Annotated in this window: 12 protein-coding genes; 6 read left to right on the top strand and 6 right to left on the bottom strand. The window is 59.7% G+C overall.

Annotated elements, in window-relative coordinates:
• Positions 1-9: 9 nt before the first annotated feature.
• The 4 genes from cydC to PVE98_RS13060 form a co-directional block, all read right to left on the bottom strand.
• Positions 10-1,737 (bottom strand): heme ABC transporter ATP-binding protein/permease CydC, encoded by a 1,728-nt coding sequence (cydC, locus tag PVE98_RS13075; protein WP_313619554.1) that lies wholly within the window; start codon positions 1,735-1,737, stop codon positions 10-12.
• Entirely contained in the window at positions 1,737-3,506 is a 1,770-nt protein-coding gene (cydD, locus tag PVE98_RS13070; RefSeq protein WP_033751310.1) for a heme ABC transporter permease/ATP-binding protein CydD, read from the bottom strand. Before cydD ends, cydC begins: the two co-directional genes overlap by 1 nt.
• A 137-nt stretch (positions 3,507-3,643) precedes the next feature.
• Entirely contained in the window at positions 3,644-4,612 is a 969-nt protein-coding gene (gene trxB, locus PVE98_RS13065) for a thioredoxin-disulfide reductase (protein ID WP_033751307.1), read from the bottom strand.
• A 205-nt stretch (positions 4,613-4,817) separates the two neighbouring features.
• The gene (locus tag PVE98_RS13060) at positions 4,818-5,150 is read right to left on the bottom strand and encodes a hypothetical protein (RefSeq protein WP_227741475.1); all 333 of its coding nucleotides are present in this window, start codon (positions 5,148-5,150) and stop codon (positions 4,818-4,820) included.
• On the opposite strand from PVE98_RS13060, the gene lrp reads away from it, so the two are divergent.
• The 6 genes from lrp to PVE98_RS13030 all read left to right on the top strand — a co-directional run bounded on the left by lrp (position 5,140) and on the right by PVE98_RS13030 (position 14,273).
• Complete coding sequence (lrp, locus tag PVE98_RS13055) at positions 5,140-5,634, top strand: leucine-responsive transcriptional regulator Lrp (RefSeq protein ID WP_006118610.1); 495 nt, start codon at positions 5,140-5,142, stop codon at positions 5,632-5,634. The two genes, PVE98_RS13060 and lrp, sit on opposite strands and share 11 nt — an antisense overlap.
• Positions 5,635-5,753: 119 nt before the next feature.
• On the top strand, positions 5,754-9,293 hold the full coding sequence (locus PVE98_RS13050; RefSeq protein WP_096072877.1) for a DNA translocase FtsK 4TM domain-containing protein: 3,540 nt from the start codon (positions 5,754-5,756) through the stop codon (positions 9,291-9,293).
• Positions 9,294-9,470: 177 nt separating this feature from the next.
• Positions 9,471-10,082: an outer membrane lipoprotein chaperone LolA gene (gene lolA, locus PVE98_RS13045; RefSeq protein ID WP_033751302.1), complete on the top strand. Its 612-nt coding sequence runs from the start codon at positions 9,471-9,473 to the stop codon at positions 10,080-10,082.
• 7 nt (positions 10,083-10,089) lie between these two features.
• Positions 10,090-11,433 carry a replication-associated recombination protein A gene (locus PVE98_RS13040; RefSeq protein ID WP_033751927.1) on the top strand — a complete coding sequence of 448 codons (1,344 nt, stop codon included), beginning with the start codon at positions 10,090-10,092 and terminating at the stop codon, positions 11,431-11,433.
• 90 nt (positions 11,434-11,523) lie between these two features.
• A complete protein-coding gene (gene serS, locus PVE98_RS13035; RefSeq protein ID WP_096072878.1) occupies positions 11,524-12,816 on the top strand; it encodes a serine--tRNA ligase in 1,293 nt (430 codons plus the stop codon).
• A gap of 305 nt (positions 12,817-13,121) precedes the next feature.
• Positions 13,122-14,273, top strand: coding sequence for an MFS transporter (locus PVE98_RS13030; RefSeq protein WP_033751924.1), 1,152 nt, complete (start codon positions 13,122-13,124; stop codon positions 14,271-14,273).
• A gap of 64 nt (positions 14,274-14,337) precedes the next feature.
• Here the strand turns inward: PVE98_RS13030 and pflA are convergent, their stop codons facing one another.
• Positions 14,338-15,078, bottom strand: a complete 741-nt coding sequence (gene pflA, locus PVE98_RS13025; protein ID WP_033751298.1) for a pyruvate formate lyase 1-activating protein — start codon at positions 15,076-15,078, stop codon at positions 14,338-14,340.
• Positions 15,079-15,237: 159 nt separating this feature from the next.
• Positions 15,238-17,520, bottom strand: coding sequence for a formate C-acetyltransferase (gene pflB, locus PVE98_RS13020; protein ID WP_033751297.1), 2,283 nt, complete (start codon positions 17,518-17,520; stop codon positions 15,238-15,240).
• Positions 17,521-17,544 lie beyond the last annotated feature (24 nt).

Genomic DNA, 17,544 nt, shown 5'->3' with positions numbered 1-17,544 from the left:
TCGCTAAGACTATAGCGCAAAGCGCTGCTGGAAATGCCAGTAGCGCCCCTCTTTTGAGATTAATTCGTGATGCGCGCCCTGTTCGACAATCTGGCCATTTTCCATCACGCAGATGCGATCCAGCCTCTCCAGCCCGCTCAGGCGATGCGTCACCATAATCAGGGTTTTGCCGGCGGTGACCTGCAGCAGCAGCGCTAAAATTTGCTGTTCAGTAGTGGCGTCGAGCCCTTCGGTGGGCTCGTCCAGCAGCCAGAGATCGCCGTCGTGCAACAGCGCGCGCGCAATCGCCAGGCGACGCAGTTCGCCGCCCGACAGCGGACGGCCTCCTTCGCCGAGCCAGGCGTTAAGACCCTCTTCGCTCTCCAGCAACCGCGTCAGTCCGCTCTGCCGCAGCGCCTCGCTGAGCTGCGCATCGCTGGCGTCGGGACGCGCCACGCGCAGGTTCTCGCGCAGCGTCTGGTTGAACAGATGCACGCGCTGCGTCACCACGCTGATGCGCTGACGCAGCGATTTTTCATCCCAGCTGCGCAGCGCGATCTCCTGCAACGTAATCGATCCCGCTTCCACGTCCCAGGCGCGCGTCAGCAGCGCCAGCAGGGTGGATTTACCGCAGCCGGTAGGGCCGAGCAGCGCCACGCGTTCGCCCGCCCGCACCTGCAGCGAAAATCCTTCCAGCACCGCTTCGGGGCGATGCGGATAGCGGAAGGTAACCTCGTCGATCGCCACTGAGAGGCTGCCCGCTGCGCTGCCCGCGCTGGCAGGAAAGCGGATGGCGGGCGTCTGACCGATAATGCCGGTGACCCGCTGTGCGGCGGCGATCACCTGCGCCAGCGGCAGAAAGGCGCCGGCGACCGGGCCCAGCGCTTCGAAGGCGGCCAGCGCGCAGAAGACCACCAGCGCGATAAGCGCGCCGGAGGAGGCGTCGTGCGTCAGGCTATCGGCGCTCATCCACAGCAGCAGCGTGACGGTCGCGCCGCTTATCAGCAGCAGCAGGCTTTGCGACAGCGCCTGCAGGCGCTGCTGCTGCCGCTGCGCTTTGTGCCAGCGCGCCTCGTCGCGGTCGAGCTGCTCGCGCCAGCGATCGGAGAGGCCGTAGATCGCCAGTTCAGCCTGCCCGCTTAGCCAGTGCATCAGCCGCAGGCGCCACTGCGCGCGCTGCTGCGCAATGGCGCGCCCGGCTGGCGAGCCCAGCCGATAAAACAGCGGCAGCAGCAGCAGCGTCGCCAGCATCACGCCGCCGAGGGTCAGCGCCAGCCGCACGTCCAGCAGGCTGATGCCCAGCGTCACCACCACAATCACCACGAAAGCGCCAGTCAGCGGCGCGATAACCCGCAGATAGAGATGGTCGAGCGTATCGACGTCGCCGACGAAGCGGTTAAGCAGATCGCCCTGGCGAAACGCTGCGAGCTGGCCCGGCGCCAGCGCGATAAGGCGGCTGAAGGTAAAGACGCGCAGGTGTTGCAGCACGCGGAAAGTAGCATCATGGCTGACCAGCCGCTCGAAATAGCGCGCGGCGGTGCGCGAGATCGCCGCGCCGCGAACGCCTGCGGCGGGCAGCATGTAGTTAAAACTGTAGAGCCCGGCGAGGCCCGCCAGCGAAGAGGCGGCGAGAAACCAGCCCGAAAGCGCCAGCAGACCGATGCTGGCGAGCAGCGTAACGATGGCAAGCAGCACGCCCAGTGACAGCCGCCAGGGGTGACGTAGAAACAGGCGCAGGAAAGGACGCAGGGCGGACATCAGTAAATCTCCTTCTGACGATGCGAAGCCATCTGACGAAACGGACCTGGTTCGGCGATCAGATCGCGCCACTGGCCCTGTTGCGTTAGCTGACCCTCCTGCATCACCCAGACCGCGTCCCACTGCTGCAGCGCATCGAGCTGGTGGGTGATCATCAGGGTGGTCTGCCGGCGTGACGCTTTATCGAGCGCCCGCATCACGTGCTGTTCGCTGCGACTGTCGAGGCTGGCGGCGGGCTCGTCCAGCAGCAGCAGGCGCGCTGGCTTATAGAGCGCGCGCGCCAGCGCGATGCGCTGCGCCTGGCCGACAGAAAGCCCTGCGCCGTCGTCGCCGATCGGCGTCAGCACGCCGGCGGAGAGTCGCGGTAAAAATTCGCTAACGCCACAGTCGGCGAGCAGAGCGTCCAGATCGACGTCGTCACGCCCGTTCCCCATTACGATATTCTCTTGCAGCGTCCCGGCGGGCAGCTGCGGGTTTTGCCCAAGCCAGGCGATCTGCCGCTGCCAGTAGGCGCGGCTCATCTCGCGCAGCTCAACGCCGTTGACGCGCAGCGATCCCTGATAGGGCAGGAAGCCGAGCAGCACGTTCATCAGCACGGTTTTTCCAGCGCCGCTCTGGCCGACCAGCGCCACGCGCTCGCCGGCCGCAAGCGTAAAGCTGAGGGGGCCGCACAGCGTTTTGCCCGCTGGGCTCAAGGCTATCAAATCCTGAGCGACCATGGCGAGCGGCGCGTCGTCGGGCAGCGTCGCCGCGCCCTCGGCGGCGGCAGGTTGCGGACTTTCGCGCATAAAGCGCTCCAGAGCGTCCGCGCCGCCGACCGCCTGCGCTTTGGCATGGTAAAACGCGCCGAGATCGCGCAGCGGCTGGAAGAATTCCGGCGCAAGGATCAGGGCGACGAAACCGGCAAACAGCGTGACGCCGCTTCCCCAGGCGCCGAAATGGAGTTCGCCGAGATAGGAAAAGCCGAAGTAAACCGCGACCACCGCAATCGCCAGCGACGCGAAAAACTCCAGTACGGCGGAGGAGAGAAAGGCGAGGCGCAGCACTTCCATGGTGCGCTGGCGAAAATCGGCGGTGGAGGCGGCGATAGCGGCGGTTTCCGCTTCAGCGCGATGAAACAGGCGCAGGGTCTCGCGTCCGCGCAGTCGGTCGAGGAAATCGCCGCTGAGGCGCGCCAGCGCGATAAAGTTGCGGCGGTTGGCGTCGGCCGCGCCCATGCCGACCAGCGCCATAAACAGCGGGATCAGCGGCGCGGTGCCCAGCAGAATCAAACCGGCCGCCCAGTTGAGCGGGAAAACGGTCAGCAGAATGCACAAGGGGATCAGCGCCGCCAGCGTCATCTGCGGCAGATAGCGCGCATAGTAGTCCTGCATCTCCTCGATCTGCTCCAGCAGCAGCGTCGCCCAGCTGCCCGCCGGTTTGCCGCGGATCCACGCCGGTCCGAGCGCGGAGAGGCGATCCAGCACCTGCTGACGCAGCGCCTGGCGAATCGCCTGGCCGGCGCGAAAGCCTGCGGCCTCGCGCGCATAGTTGAACAGGGCGCGCAGCGCAAAGCAGAGCAGCAAAAGGGCGAAGGGGAGAAGCAGATCGGCACGCGGCCGCTGTTCGACAATCAGCGCCTGCAGCAAAAAGGCGAGCAGCCAGGCCTGGGCAATAATCGCCAGCGCGCTCGCCAGTCCAAACAGCGAGGTCAACCGCAGCCAGCGGCCGCCGTAAGCGCGTTGCTGGCGCAGCCAGCGGGTCAGTTCCTGTTGCCGGGTTTTGTTCATGCGAGACCGTAGCGTTGTCGATATCCGGGAAAGGATAAGAAGGTAGCTCTTCAGGCGCCTGAATCTAGCACGGCGGCATAAAAAAAGGCGACTGAAAAACAGTCGCCCTGAATAAGTTAGATCAGCTAATTAACAACTTACCGATCGTTTTTAACCAGCCCGTCGAGATAACGCTCGGCGTCCAGCGCGGCCATACAGCCGGTGCCGGCAGAGGTGATCGCCTGGCGATAGATATGGTCCATCACGTCGCCTGCGGCGAACACGCCAGGGATGCTGGTCTGGGTGGCGTTGCCGTGCAGGCCGGACTGCACCTTGATATAGCCGTTCTCCAGCGCCAGCTGACCTTCGAAGATTGCCGTATTGGGGCTATGGCCGATGGCGACGAACAGTCCCGCCACTTCCAGCGACTCGGTTTCCGCTTCGTTCAGCGTCGAGCGCAGCGTCAGGCCGGTCACGCCCATCTGGTCGCCGACGACCTCTTCCAGCGTGCGATCGGTGTGCAGCACAATATTGCCGCTGCGCACTTTTTCCATCAGGCGGTCGATCAGAATCTTCTCCGCGCGGAAGCTGTCGCGACGGTGAATCAGGTGCACTTCCGCCGCGATGTTCGCCAGATAGAGCGCCTCTTCCACTGCGGTATTGCCGCCGCCGATAACCGCGACTTTCTGGTTGCGGTAAAAGAAACCGTCGCAGGTGGCGCAGGCGGAAACCCCTTTGCCTTTAAACGCCTCTTCGGAAGGCAGGCCCAGATAGCGCGCCGAAGCGCCGGTCGCAATAATCAGCGCGTCAGCGGTGTATTCGGCGCTGTCGCCAGTGAGACGGAACGGACGGTTCTGCAGATCGACGGTGTGAATATGGTCGAAAATGATTTCCGTGTTGAATTTCTCGGCATGCTCATGCATGCGCTCCATCAGCGAGGGACCAGTGAGATCGTGCGGGTCGCCGGGCCAGTTCTCTACCTCGGTGGTGGTGGTCAGCTGACCGCCTTTTTCGAGGCCGGTGATCAGCACCGGATTCAGGTTAGCGCGAGCAGCATAGACCGCTGCGGTATAACCCGCCGGGCCTGAGCCCAGAATGAGCAATTTACTGTGTTTGGCCGTACTCATATGATCCTCAGTTTCATTCGGCTGACAACATGACCTGGGATTGTAGGGAATTTACCGTGGCAAAAAAAGGGCTGGGGAATTTTGTTACCGATAGCTGCAAGCGGCGTAGACGATAACGGCGGGTTCTGCACGTCGGCTGCGCTAAAAGGGGGCAATAATCGGTTTTTACTGGTGCAAGAGTACAAAAATTCTCATTTAAAAACAGTTACCCAGCGGTCTGTCTGGCATCTTGTCCTGAATTTGGTCTTTTTACTTTGACAATCGCCTGCGCTTTTGCGAAAACAATGGCAGAAGCGAAGAAGAAGGAGAGAGTCAAAACAGGGTTTCGTTCCTCGTTTTGCCCTTTTTTCCCGATAAATTTCAGCCTGGCATAGGTAATGACGCATGATGTGGACAGACAACATGCGTCATGCGGATGGATGCGCGACAGCGCACAGGCTCTGATTCTTCGCTTCACTAATGCCTTGAACAGTGAACGTTTCCAGGGCGTGGCAGGTAAAGGGAAGGAATTAAGAGAGACAATAATAATGGTAGACAATAAGAAACGCCCCGGAAAAGATCTCGACAGAATCGACAGAAATATTCTGAATGAGCTTCAGAAAGATGGTCGTATTTCCAACGTAGAGCTTTCCAAACGCGTAGGATTATCGCCTACGCCATGTCTTGAGCGTGTGCGTCGTCTGGAACGTCAGGGTTTTATTCTTGGCTATACCGCGCAACTTAACCCGCACTATCTCGATGCGTCGCTGCTGGTTTTTGTTGAGATTACTCTGAATCGTGGCGCGCCGGATGTGTTTGAACAGTTTAACGCCGCTGTGCAAAAACTTGAGGAAACTCAAGAGTGTCACCTGGTTTCCGGTGATTTCGACTACCTGCTGAAGACGCGCGTGCCGGATATGTCCGCCTACCGTAAGCTGCTTGGCGAAACCCTGCTGCGCCTGCCGGGGGTCAACGACACCCGCACTTACGTGGTGATGGAAGAGGTCAAACAGAGCAATCGGCTGGTGATCAAAACCCGATAACGCAGCGCAGGTGCAAAACCTGCGATATTTCGATACACTCCTGTGAATTCATACAGGACCAGCGTCGGGCTTGCCCGACGCTGTTGCCTTCATAATTTACAGGCACCTGGAGAGTTCTCTTGAGCCAGGAATACACAGAAGACAAAGAAGTTTCGTTAAAACCGCTGAGCAGTGGACGCCGTCTGCTGGAAGCGTTGCTTATTCTCGTCTCGCTTTTCGCCGTCTATCTGATGGTCTCGCTCGTCAGCTTCAATCCTTCCGATCCGAGCTGGTCGCAAACCGCCTGGCATGAGCCGATTCATAATCTCGGCGGCGGCGTGGGGGCCTGGCTGGCGGATACGCTGCTGTTTATCTTCGGCGTGATGGCCTACGCCATTCCGCCGGTGATCGTCGGACTGTGCTGGATCGCCTTTCGCCAGCGCGATCAGCAGGACTACATCGACTATTTCGCTATCGGCCTGCGCCTGATCGGCGTGCTGGCGCTGGTGGTGACCACCTGCGGCCTGGCCGCGCTCAATGCCGACGATATCTGGTATTTCGCCTCCGGCGGCGTTATCGGCAGCCTGGTGAGCAACGCCATTGCGCCCTGGTTCTCGCCGGCTACCGGCACGCTGGCGCTACTCTGCGTCTGGGCGGCGGGCATTACGCTCTATACCGGCTGGTCGTGGCTGACCATCGCCGAGCGCATCGGTGGCGTGGTGATGGGCGTACTGACGTTCGCCAGCAACCGTTCGCGCCGCGACGAGCCGTGGCAGGAAGACGAGGACGAGATTGACGCTGACGTTGCGCCGCGCTTTAAGGCGGCCACGCAGGATGACGAAGATGTGCTGCTTGCCGCGCCGCGCGCGCCGGCCGATCACGCTGCGACTGATGCCGCCGATCCGCTGCTGGCGAAAGCCGCTGCGGCAACGGATGCCGCGCTAACGTCAGCCGCCCAGGCTGCAGGCGTTTCCGCTGTTGTGTCGCCAGCGCCGACTGCCACCTCCCCGACGACGGATGCGGCTCCGCCCGTTACGCCAGCTGCAGCTACGCCAGCTTTCGATACGTCGCCATCGGTGCCGACATTCTCCACGCCTGCTGCATCGCCTGTAGCAGCTGCGGCCGTACCGACGCCGGCCGCCGTGCAGGCTACGGCGGCTAACGCCTTCTCTGCGCCTCAGGCTCAGCAACCCGCCAGCGCCTTTACGCCAGCGGCCGAACAGCCCGCTGCGCCTGCCGAGCCGCCGCGCTATCGTTTCGACGTGCCGCAAGAGCCTGCTGCGCCTGCCTTTACCGGCTGGGAAGAGGACGAAGGTCCGCAAATGGGCAACTGGCGCGATGCCGAGATGACCGCAACGGCGAGCGCGACCGCCGCCGCAGCGGCGCAGGCAAGCTCCTCGCCGCTGTTCGATATCGCCCCGGAAACCAACCACAATCCGCAGGTTAAGCAGGGGATTGGACCGGCGTTGCCGCGTCCTAATCCGGTAAAACTGCCGACGCGCCGTGAGCTTGCCTCCTACGGCATCAAGCTGCCTTCTCAGCGTATGGCGGAAGAAAAAGCCAAAGCGCAGGAGCAGCAGCGCGCCGAGGCCGAACGGCCTGCAGAGGCGCACGCCGAATGGTCGGAGCAACAGCAGCAGGCTGAAGAACAGGCGCAGCTGCGCGACGCGTTCGCCAGCCAGCAGCAGCAGCGCTACGGCGAGAGCTGGCAGCAGGAAGAGGAGCCTGAAGCGGAAGAGGCGATCGAACAAGCCGCGCTGGCGCAGCAGTTTGCCGCTCAGCAGCAGCAGCGCTACGGCGCCGAAGAGCAGGAAGAGAAGACGCCTGCCTTTAGCCTGGACACCTCCGCCGCGTTTGATTTCTCGCCGATGAAAGATCTGGTGGATGAGGGACCGAACGAACCAGTCTTTACCATCGCCAGCGCTCCCGAGTCGGAAGCGCCCGCGGCGACCCATACGCCGTGGCAGCAGCCTGCTGAAGCGGCGGCTGCCCAGCCCGCGGTTTCCGTGGCCGCGCCGACGGTCTCCACCGCGTTCGAACCCGCCGCTGCTTTCGCTGCCGAGCCGGAGCCAACGCCCGCGTTTCAGACGCCTGCGCCTGCCGCTGCGCAGCCGACGGCCTCACAGCCCGCTTCGCTGGATAACAGCCTGATCCATCCTTTCCTGATGCGTCATAACCAGCCGCTGGAGAAACCTTCCACGCCGCTGCCGACGCTCGATCTGCTCACCTCGCCGCCTGCGGAAGAGGAGCCGGTCGATATGTTCGCGCTGGAGCAAACGGCGCGTCTGGTCGAAGCGCGACTGGGCGACTATCGCGTCAAAGCGGAAGTGGTCGGCATTTCGCCCGGCCCGGTTATTACTCGCTTCGAGCTGGATCTGGCGCCGGGCGTCAAAGCCGCACGCATCTCCAACCTGTCGCGCGATCTGGCCCGTTCGCTCTCTGCGGTTGCGGTGCGCGTGGTTGAGGTGATCCCTGGCAAGCCTTATGTCGGCCTGGAGCTGCCTAACAAGCATCGCCAGACGGTCTACCTGCGCGAAGTGCTCGACTGCGCCAAATTCCGCGATAACCCGTCGCCGCTGGCGGTCGTGCTGGGTAAAGATATCGCCGGCCAGCCGGTGGTCGCCGATCTGGCGAAAATGCCCCACCTGCTGGTCGCCGGTACCACCGGTTCCGGTAAGTCGGTCGGCGTTAACACCATGATCATCAGCATGCTCTATAAGGCGACGCCGGAAGAGGTGCGCTTTATCATGATCGACCCGAAAATGCTTGAGCTGTCGGTCTATGAGGGCATTCCGCATCTGCTGACTGAAGTCGTTACCGATATGAAAGACGCGGCTAACGCGCTGCGCTGGAGCGTCGGCGAGATGGAGCGTCGCTATAAGCTGATGTCGGCGCTCGGCGTGCGTAACCTTGCCGGTTACAACGAAAAAGTCGAGCAGGCGGAAGCGATGGGCCGTCCGATTCCCGATCCGTTCTGGAAGCCGGGCGACAGTATGGATATGACGCCGCCGGTGCTGGAAAAACTGCCTTATATCGTGGTGCTGGTGGATGAGTTCGCCGACCTGATGATGGCGGTCGGCAAGAAGGTGGAAGAGCTGATCGCGCGTCTGGCGCAGAAAGCGCGCGCCGCGGGCATCCACCTGGTGCTGGCGACCCAGCGTCCGTCAGTGGATGTGATTACCGGCCTGATCAAGGCCAATATCCCGACGCGTATCGCCTTTACCGTCTCGAGCAAAATCGACTCGCGCACCATCCTCGACCAGGGCGGCGCCGAATCGCTGTTGGGCATGGGCGATATGCTCTATATGCCGCCTAACTCTTCCATGCCGGTGCGTGTGCACGGCGCCTTCGTGCGCGATCAGGAAGTGCACGCCGTGGTGCAGGACTGGAAGGCGCGCGGACGTCCGCAGTACATCGAAAGCATTACCGCAGGCGAAGAGAGCGAAGGCGGCGCTGGCGGCCTGGAAGGCGACGAAGAGCTGGATCCGCTGTTCGATCAGGCGGTGGCCTTCGTGGTCGACAAGCGACGCGCCTCGATCTCCGGCGTACAGCGCCAGTTCCGTATCGGCTATAACCGCGCCGCGCGCATTATCGAACAGATGGAAGCGCAGGGCATCGTCTCCGAGCCAGGCCACAACGGCAACCGCGAAGTGCTTTCGCCGCCGCCGCACGAAATGTAGCGCGACACGCTTTGCAACAAACAATCATGGGCCAGTTTTTACTGGCCCATTGTTCAGGCGACATTTACCCCTCATATCAGAGAAAGCTTTCGGGTTTTTCTCCTGGCTCAATGCTAAAACGGCGACCAGAATTAAAACGGTATTCACTGGATAGAGATAAATAAGGAATTGAAGCGGATGAAATCAAGCGTAATCGTGTCTGGCCTGTTGGCCGTTTTTGCGTCTGCCAGCGTAATGGCGGACGCCTCCAGCGATCTGCAGCAGCGTCTGAACAAAGTTAACAGCTTCCACGCCAGCTTCAGCCAGAAAGTGACCGACAGCAGCGGCGCCAACGTGCAGGAAGGCGAGGGCGAGCTGTGGGTGAAGCGTCCCAGCCTGTTTAACTGGCATATGACCGCGCCGGACGAGAGCGTGATTATCTCTGACGGCAAAAATTTGTGGTTCTACAATCCGTTCGTGGAACAGGCGAGCGTCAGCCTGCTGAAAAACGCCACCAGCAACACGCCTTTTATGCTGATTGCCCGTAACCAGCCGAGCGACTGGCAGCAGTACAACATTAAACAGCAGGGCGATACTTTTGAACTGACGCCGAAAAACAGCGACGGCAATCTCAAACAGTTCACTCTCTCGGTGACCCCAACGGGCACCATCAATCAGTTCAGCGCCATTGAGCAGGACGGCCAGCGCAGCAGCTATCAGCTCAAAAGCCAGAAAAACGGCGCTATCAGCCCGGACAAGTTTACCTTCACGCCGCCTAAAGGGGTGACGGTAGACGACCAGCGTCAGTGAGGTGAGCGTGGGTAATCTGTCTCTGGATTTTTCCTCTGAAGATTTTAAGCCGCTAGCGGCGCGTATGCGCCCCGAAACGCTTAAGCAGTATATCGGGCAGCAGCATCTGCTGGCGCCCGGCAAGCCTTTGCCGCGCGCAATCGAGGCTGGCCATCTGCACTCGATGATTCTTTGGGGACCGCCGGGTACAGGTAAAACCACGCTGGCGGAGATTATCGCGCGCTACGGCAATGCCGACGTCGAGCGTATCTCCGCCGTCACTTCGGGCGTCAAAGAGATCCGCGAGGCGATCGAGCGGGCGCGCCATAGCCGTCAGGTCGGCCGCCGCACCATCCTGTTCGTCGACGAGGTGCATCGCTTCAATAAAAGTCAGCAGGATGCGTTTTTGCCGCATATCGAAGACGGCACCATTACTTTTATCGGCGCCACGACCGAAAACCCCTCGTTTGAACTCAACTCAGCGCTGCTCTCCCGCGCACGCGTCTATCTGCTGAAATCGCTGACCACGGAAGATATCGAGCAGGTGCTCGATCAGGCGATGCAGGACAAAACGCGCGGCTACGGCGACAGCGATATTCTTCTGCCCGACAATACGCGACGCATGATCGCCGAACTGGTCAGCGGCGATGCGCGCCGCGCGCTTAATACGCTGGAAATGATGGCGGATATGGCGGAGCTCAACGCGCAGGGCAAACGCGAGCTGACGCCGCAGCTGCTGACCGAAGTGTCCGGCGAGCGCGCCGCACGCTTCGACAATAAAGGCGATCGCTTTTACGACCTGATTTCGGCGCTGCACAAATCGGTACGCGGCTCAGCGCCGGATGCGGCGCTTTACTGGTACGCGCGCATTATCACCGCCGGCGGCGATCCGCTCTATGTCGCGCGACGCCTGCTGGCGATCGCCTCGGAAGATGTCGGCAACGCCGATCCGCGCGGTATGCAGGTGGCGATCGCCGCCTGGGACTGCTTTACCCGCGTTGGGCCTGCTGAAGGGGAGCGCGCTATCGCTCAGGCGATCGTCTATCTTGCCTGCGCGCCAAAAAGCAACGCCGTCTACAACGCCTTTAAAGCGGCGATGCGCGATGCGCGCGAGCATCCCGACTATGACGTGCCGGAGCACCTGCGCAACGCGCCGACCCGGCTGATGAAAGAGATGGGCCTGGGCAAAGAGTACCGTTACGCCCATGACGAAGCGCATGCCTATGCGGCAGGCGAGGTCTATTTTCCGCCTGAAATGGCGCAGACGCGCTACTACACACCGACTCAGCGCGGCCTCGAAGGCAAAATTGGCGAAAAGCTCGCCTGGCTGGCTGAACAGGATCAAAATAGCCCGACAAAACGCTACCGCTAAAACAGGCGTTACGGTAAGGTGAGCAAGGATTTCAATGCATTCCAGCGGGAATGCATCCCTCTTTTCAACCTTTTATTACACAGGATAAGCATGCTCGATCCCAATCTGCTGCGTAATGAGCCAGACGCAGTCGCAGAAAAACTGGCACGCCGAGGATTTAAACTGGATGTGGAAACGCTGCGCTCCTTAGAAGAGCGCCGTAAAGTCCTGCAGGTAGAAACGGAAAATCTGCAGGCCGAGCGTAACTCCCGATCCAAATCCATCGGTCAGGCCAAAGCACGTGGGGAAGATATCGAGCCGCTGCGTCAGGAAGTGAACGCGCTGGGCGAACGCCTGGACGCGGCCAAAGCGGAACTGGATGCCCTGCAAAACGAAATTCGTGATTTCACGATGGCGCTGCCTAACCTGCCGGCGGACGAAGTGCCGCTGGGCAAAGATGACAGCGAGAACCAGGAAGTCAGCCGCTGGGGCGAGCCGCGCCAGTTTGATTTCCCGGCGAAAGATCACGTTGAACTGGGCGAGATGGCGAAAGGCCTCGACTTCGCCTCTGCGGTGAAGCTGACCGGCTCGCGCTTTGTAGTGATGCAGGGACAGATTGCCCGTCTGCATCGCGCTCTGAGCCAGTTTATGATCGACCTGCACACTGAGCAGCACGGCTATCTGGAAACCTACGTGCCTTATCTGGTCAACCATGCGACCCTGTACGGTACCGGTCAGTTGCCGAAGTTTGGCGAAGATCTGTTCCATACCCGACCGCTGGAAGAGGAGTCAGAGAGCAGCAACTATGCGCTGATCCCGACCGCAGAAGTGCCGCTGACCAATCTGGTGCGCGACGAGATCGTGGAAGAGGAGAGTCTGCCGATCAAACTGACCGCGCATACCCCTTGCTTCCGCTCTGAGGCGGGCTCTTACGGTCGCGACACGCGCGGCCTGATCCGCATGCATCAGTTCGACAAGGTCGAGATGGTGCAGATCGTCGCGCCGGAAACCTCGATGGATGCGCTGGAAGAGCTGGTGGGCCACGCAGAGAAAGTGCTGCAGCTGTTGAACCTGCCGTACCGCAAAGTGCTGCTCTGCACCGGCGACATGGGCTTCGGCTCTGCCAAAACGTACGATCTGGAAGTCTGGCTGCCGGCGCAGAATACCTATCGTGAAATCTCCTCCTGCTCCAATATGTGGGATTTCCAGGCGCGTCGCATGCAGGCGCGCTGCCGCAGCAAAACCGACAAGAAGCCGCGTCTGGTGCACACCCTGAACGGCTCTGGCCTGGCGGTGGGCCGTACGCTGGTAGCGGTGCTGGAGAACTATCAGCAGGCTGACGGCCGTATCCAGGTGCCGGAAGTATTGCGCCCCTATATGAACGGCGTCGAGTTTATCGGCTGATACGCGCATTAAGCAAAAAACCCGGACCTGTCCGGGTTTTTTTATCTTCAAAGCTCGTGCACGGCAAAAATTTATCAGAAATAAACGTTATCGACATGCGCGGCAGCGTCGCGCTTAAAAAGCCTGTTTTTCATTGAGATAGCAATAAATCCCGTCTCGTTTGATACTTCTATAACCTACTGAAGATTAATAAATTAAATTATCTTGCAGCAAAATGTGCTGCGCCTTTTTTTTGTGCTTTTCCTTTAAATTAGCCAGTGGCAAACTGCGCGCAACTTCCTCTCTCTTCTTTGGTTTTTATTCCTATGTCCACCTGGTCACGTCCCGTGGTGCTGCTGCTTTGCGGCCTGCTTTTGCTGACGGTTGCAATTGCTGTGCTCAATACGCTGGTTCCGCTGTGGCTGACTCACGATGCGCTGGCTACCTGGCAGGTAGGCGTGGTGAGTTCCTCTTTCTATACCGGCAATCTGGCGGGTACGCTGGTGGCCGGCTGGCTGATCAAGCATTACGGTTTTAACCGCAGCTACTATCTGGCCACTGCGGTGTTTGCCGCTGCGACCGCCGGTTTATTAATGATGGACGGTTTCTGGGCCTGGTCGCTGCTGCGCTTCGGCGCCGGCGTCGGCTGCGCATTGATTTGGGTGGTGGTAGAGAGCGCGCTGCTTTGCAGCGGCACGGTACGCAATCGCGGCCAGCTGCTGGCCGCCTATATGATTGTCTACTATCTGGGCACCGTGGCAGGCCAGCTGCTGGTAAGCAAAGTCTCGACCGAGCTGTTCAGCGTAATTCCCTGGCTGACCGCGCTGATGATCTGCGCCATTCTGCCGCTGGTGTTCGTGAAGGTCACCGCCGCCGGTGAAGCGACCGACGCCGCGCCGGGCAAAATCTGGCCGATGCTGCGTCGTCGTAGCTCACGGCTCGGGATTAACGGCTGCATTATTTCCGGCATCGTGCTGGGATCGCTTTATGGTCTGATGCCGCTCTATCTCTCGCATCAGGGCATGAGCGACGCGAACGTCGGCTACTGGATGGCGCTGCTGGTCAGCGCCGGCATTGTGGGACAGTGGCCGGTGGGCCGCCTGGCGGATCGTTTCGGCCGTCTGCTGGTGCTGCGCGTTCAGGTGTTCGTCGTGATTCTGGGCGCGATTGCCATGCTGAGCAACGCCGCGATGGCGCCGGCGCTCTTTGTGCTGGGACTGGCCGGTTTTACGCTCTATCCGGTGGCGATGTCATGGGCTTGCGAGACCGTGGCGCATCATGAGCTGGTAGCGATGAATCAGGCGCTGCTGCTGAGCTACACCATCGGCAGCCTGGCGGGTCCCAGCATGACGGCGGTGCTGATGCAGAGCTATTCCGATCGCATTCTGTTTGTGATGATCGCCGGCGTGGCACTGGTCTATCTGATGATGCTGCTGCGTAAAGCCGATCAGCAGGCGACGCCGGTGGCGCACGCCTGATATCATCGCACAGTCGCCTTAAGCACGTACGACAACGAAAAGGGAGCCCTGGGCTCCCTTTTCGTTAATACATAACATGATGACCGTAGCCAGCGAGAATGTTTTTCACCCGCTCCATGGTCTCTTTCGTCGGCGGCTTCACGCCGTCTAGCTTGTACTCTTCGCCCATTGCAATCCATTTATGCTTGCCGAGCTCGTGGTAGGGCAGCAGCTCAATCTTCTCGACGTTATCCATATCCCGCGTGAACTCGCCAAGCCGGTGCGCCGAATCGTCGTCGTCGGAATAGCCAGGCACGACCACATAACGGATCCAGGTGCGCTTGCCTTTCTTCTGCAGATAGCGGGCGAAGTCGAGCGTGCGATGGTTAGAGACGCCGACCAGAATCTGATGGACGTCATCGTTCACCTGCTTGAGATCGAGCATCACCAGATCGGTGACTTCCAGCAGTTCGTCGATGACCGGATCGTAGCGGCGCACAAAGCCGTTGGTGTCCAGACAAGTGTGAATGCCTTCCGCCTTACAGGCGCGGAACCAGTCGCGCACGAACTCAGCCTGTAAAATCGCTTCGCCGCCGGAGGCGGTAACGCCGCCGCCAGAGGCGTTCATAAAGTGGCGATAGGAAAGCACATCTTTCATCAGCTCTTCAACGGTGACCTCTTTTCCGCCGTGCGTATCCCAGGTATCGCGGTTATGGCAATAGAGGCAGCGCATCAGGCAGCCCTGAAAGAAGGTGATAAAACGGATGCCGGGACCGTCAACCGTCCCGCAGGATTCGAATGAGTGGATACGACCGTTGCAAGACATTGCGATGTTTCTCCAGGTTAGCCTGTAGCAGGCGCACAATCTCTGTTGTGCTCGATGATAAAGTCGGTTTTGACTGATTTCTGCCGTGAGAGCGCAGACAAAACGGGCCTTGGAGAAAAGGCTCCCGAAGGAGCCTTTTTACAGCTTAGAACATCAGGCTTACAGCGAGTTAGTGAAGGTACGAGTAATCACATCCTGCTGCTGCTCTTTCGTCAGCGAGTTAAAGCGGACGGCATAGCCAGAAACGCGGATGGTCAGCTGCGGATAGTTTTCCGGATGTTCCATCGCATCCAGCAGCATCTCGCGGTTCATCACGTTCACGTTAAGGTGCTGGCCGCCTTCAATGCTCGCTTCATGATGGAAGTAACCATCCATCAGGCCAGCAAGGTTAGCTTTACGCACGTTGTCGTCTTTACCCAGCGCGTTCGGCACGATAGAGAAGGTATAGGAGATACCATCTTTCGCGTAGGCGAAGGGCAGTTTAGCCACGGAGGTCAGCGAGGCGACGGCGCCTTTCTGATCGCGGCCGTGCATCGGGTTGGCGCCTGGACCGAAAGGCGCGCCAGCGCGACGACCATCCGGTGTATTACCGGTTTTCTTACCGTAAACCACGTTAGAGGTAATGGTCAGCACAGACTGCGTCGGTACGGCGTTGCGGTAGGTGGTGAGTTTCTGAATTTTTTTCATGAAACGTTCAACCAGGTCGCAGGCCAGGTCATCGACGCGCGGATCGTTATTACCAAACTGCGGATATTCGCCTTCGATTTCAAAGTCGACCGCCAGGCCGTCTTCGTCGCGGACCGGTTTCACTTTGGCGTATTTGATTGCAGAGAGCGAATCGGCAGCCACTGACAGACCGGCGATACCGCAGGCCATGGTGCGATAGACATCGCGATCGTGCAGTGCCATCAGCGAAGCTTCGTAGCTGTACTTATCATGCATGTAGTGGATGATGTTCAGCGCGGTCACATACTGTTTCGCCAGCCAGTCCATGAAGTGGTCCATACGCGCCATAACGGTATCGAAATCGAGCACGTCGTCCATTACAGGCGCCTCTTTCGGGCCTACCTGCATTTTCATTTTTTCATCCATGCCGCCGTTGATTGCGTACAGCAGGGTTTTCGCCAGGTTGGCGCGCGCGCCGAAGAACTGCATCTGTTTGCCGACAATCATTGGGCTGACGCAGCAGGCGATGGCGTAGTCGTCATTGTTAAAGTCTGGACGCATCAGGTCGTCATTCTCATACTGCAGAGACGAGGTATCGATGGAGACTTTAGCGGCATATTTCTTGAAGTTCACCGGCAGTTTTTCTGACCACAGAATGGTCATGTTTGGTTCCGGAGATGGACCCATGGTGTAAAGGGTATTCAGGAAACGGAAGGTGCTTTTCGTAACCAGCGTACGACCGTCGACGCCCATGCCCGCCAGCGATTCCGTTGCCCAGATCGGGTCGCCGGAGAAGAGTTCGTCATATTCTGGCGTACGCAGGAAGCGCACCATACGCAGCTTCATTACCAGATGGTCAATCAGCTCCTGCGCCTGCTCTTCGGTGAGTTTACCTGCCTGCATATCGCGTTCGATATAGATGTCCAGGAAGGTAGACACGCGGCCGAAGGACATCGCGGCGCCGTTCTGCGATTTCACCGCGGCGAGATAGCCGAAGTAGGTCCACTGTACCGCTTCCTGCGCGTTGGTCGCCGGACCAGAGATATCGCAGCCATATTTGGCGGCCATCTCTTTGATCTGGGCCAGCGCGCGATGCTGTTCGGCGATCTCTTCGCGCAGACGGATGGTGGCTTCCAGGTTAACGCCGTTTTCCAGATCGTTCTGCAGCGAATGGAACTGGGCCAGCTTGTCCTGCATCAGGAAGTCGATGCCGTAGAGAGCAACGCGGCGATAGTCGCCGATAATGCGGCCGCGGCCGTAGGCGTCCGGCAGACCGGTCAGCACGCCCGATTTACGGCAGCGCAGGATGTCCTGGGTATAGACGTCGAACACGCCCTGGTTATGGGTTTTACGGTATTCGGTGAAGATTTTTTTCAGCGTAGGGTCCAGCTCACGGCCGTAAACCTTACAGGAGCCTTCCACCATTTTGATGCCGCCGAACGGGATAATGGCGCGTTTCAGCGGAGCTTCAGTCTGCAAGCCGACGATTTTTTCCAGCGATTTATTGATATAGCCGGCGTCGTGCGCGGTAATGGTCGAGGCGAGATCGGTGTCGAAATCGACGGGGGCATGGGTGCGGTTTTCAATTTTGATACCTTCCAGCACGTCGTTCCACAGTTTAGTGGTCGCTTCGGTCGCGCCTGCAAGGAAGGACTCATCGCCCTCATACGGCGTGTAGTTCCTTTGAATAAAATCGCGAACGTTGACGCTGTTCTGCCATTCGCCCTCGGCGAACCCTTCCCAGGCCGCAGCCTGTTTTGTATTCAGATCGGTCATGATATACCTGCCTTATCTAAGAAG

Origin of the sequence: Pantoea sp. GABEPS69 (assembly GCF_045780835.1) — a bacterium.
GTDB lineage: Bacteria > Pseudomonadota > Gammaproteobacteria > Enterobacterales > Enterobacteriaceae > Pantoea > Pantoea septica.
This window is presented reverse-complemented; position numbering and strand designations above follow the sequence as displayed.

Bases quoted from the DNA above. Each gene is read 5' to 3' on its own strand.
- cydC (WP_313619554.1), bottom strand. From the start codon at position 1,737: ATGTCCGCCCTGCGTCCTTTCCTGCGCCTGTTTCTACGTCACCCCTGG.
- pflA (WP_033751298.1), bottom strand. From the start codon at position 15,078: ATGTCTTGCAACGGTCGTATCCACTCATTCGAATCCTGCGGGACGGTT.
- pflB (WP_033751297.1), bottom strand. From the start codon at position 17,520: ATGACCGATCTGAATACAAAACAGGCTGCGGCCTGGGAAGGGTTCGCC.
- PVE98_RS13030 (WP_033751924.1), top strand. From the start codon at position 13,122: ATGTCCACCTGGTCACGTCCCGTGGTGCTGCTGCTTTGCGGCCTGCTT.
- serS (WP_096072878.1), top strand. From the start codon at position 11,524: ATGCTCGATCCCAATCTGCTGCGTAATGAGCCAGACGCAGTCGCAGAA.
- trxB (WP_033751307.1), bottom strand. From the start codon at position 4,612: ATGAGTACGGCCAAACACAGTAAATTGCTCATTCTGGGCTCAGGCCCG.
- lolA (WP_033751302.1), top strand. From the start codon at position 9,471: ATGAAATCAAGCGTAATCGTGTCTGGCCTGTTGGCCGTTTTTGCGTCT.
- cydD (WP_033751310.1), bottom strand. From the start codon at position 3,506: ATGAACAAAACCCGGCAACAGGAACTGACCCGCTGGCTGCGCCAGCAA.
- lrp (WP_006118610.1), top strand. From the start codon at position 5,140: ATGGTAGACAATAAGAAACGCCCCGGAAAAGATCTCGACAGAATCGAC.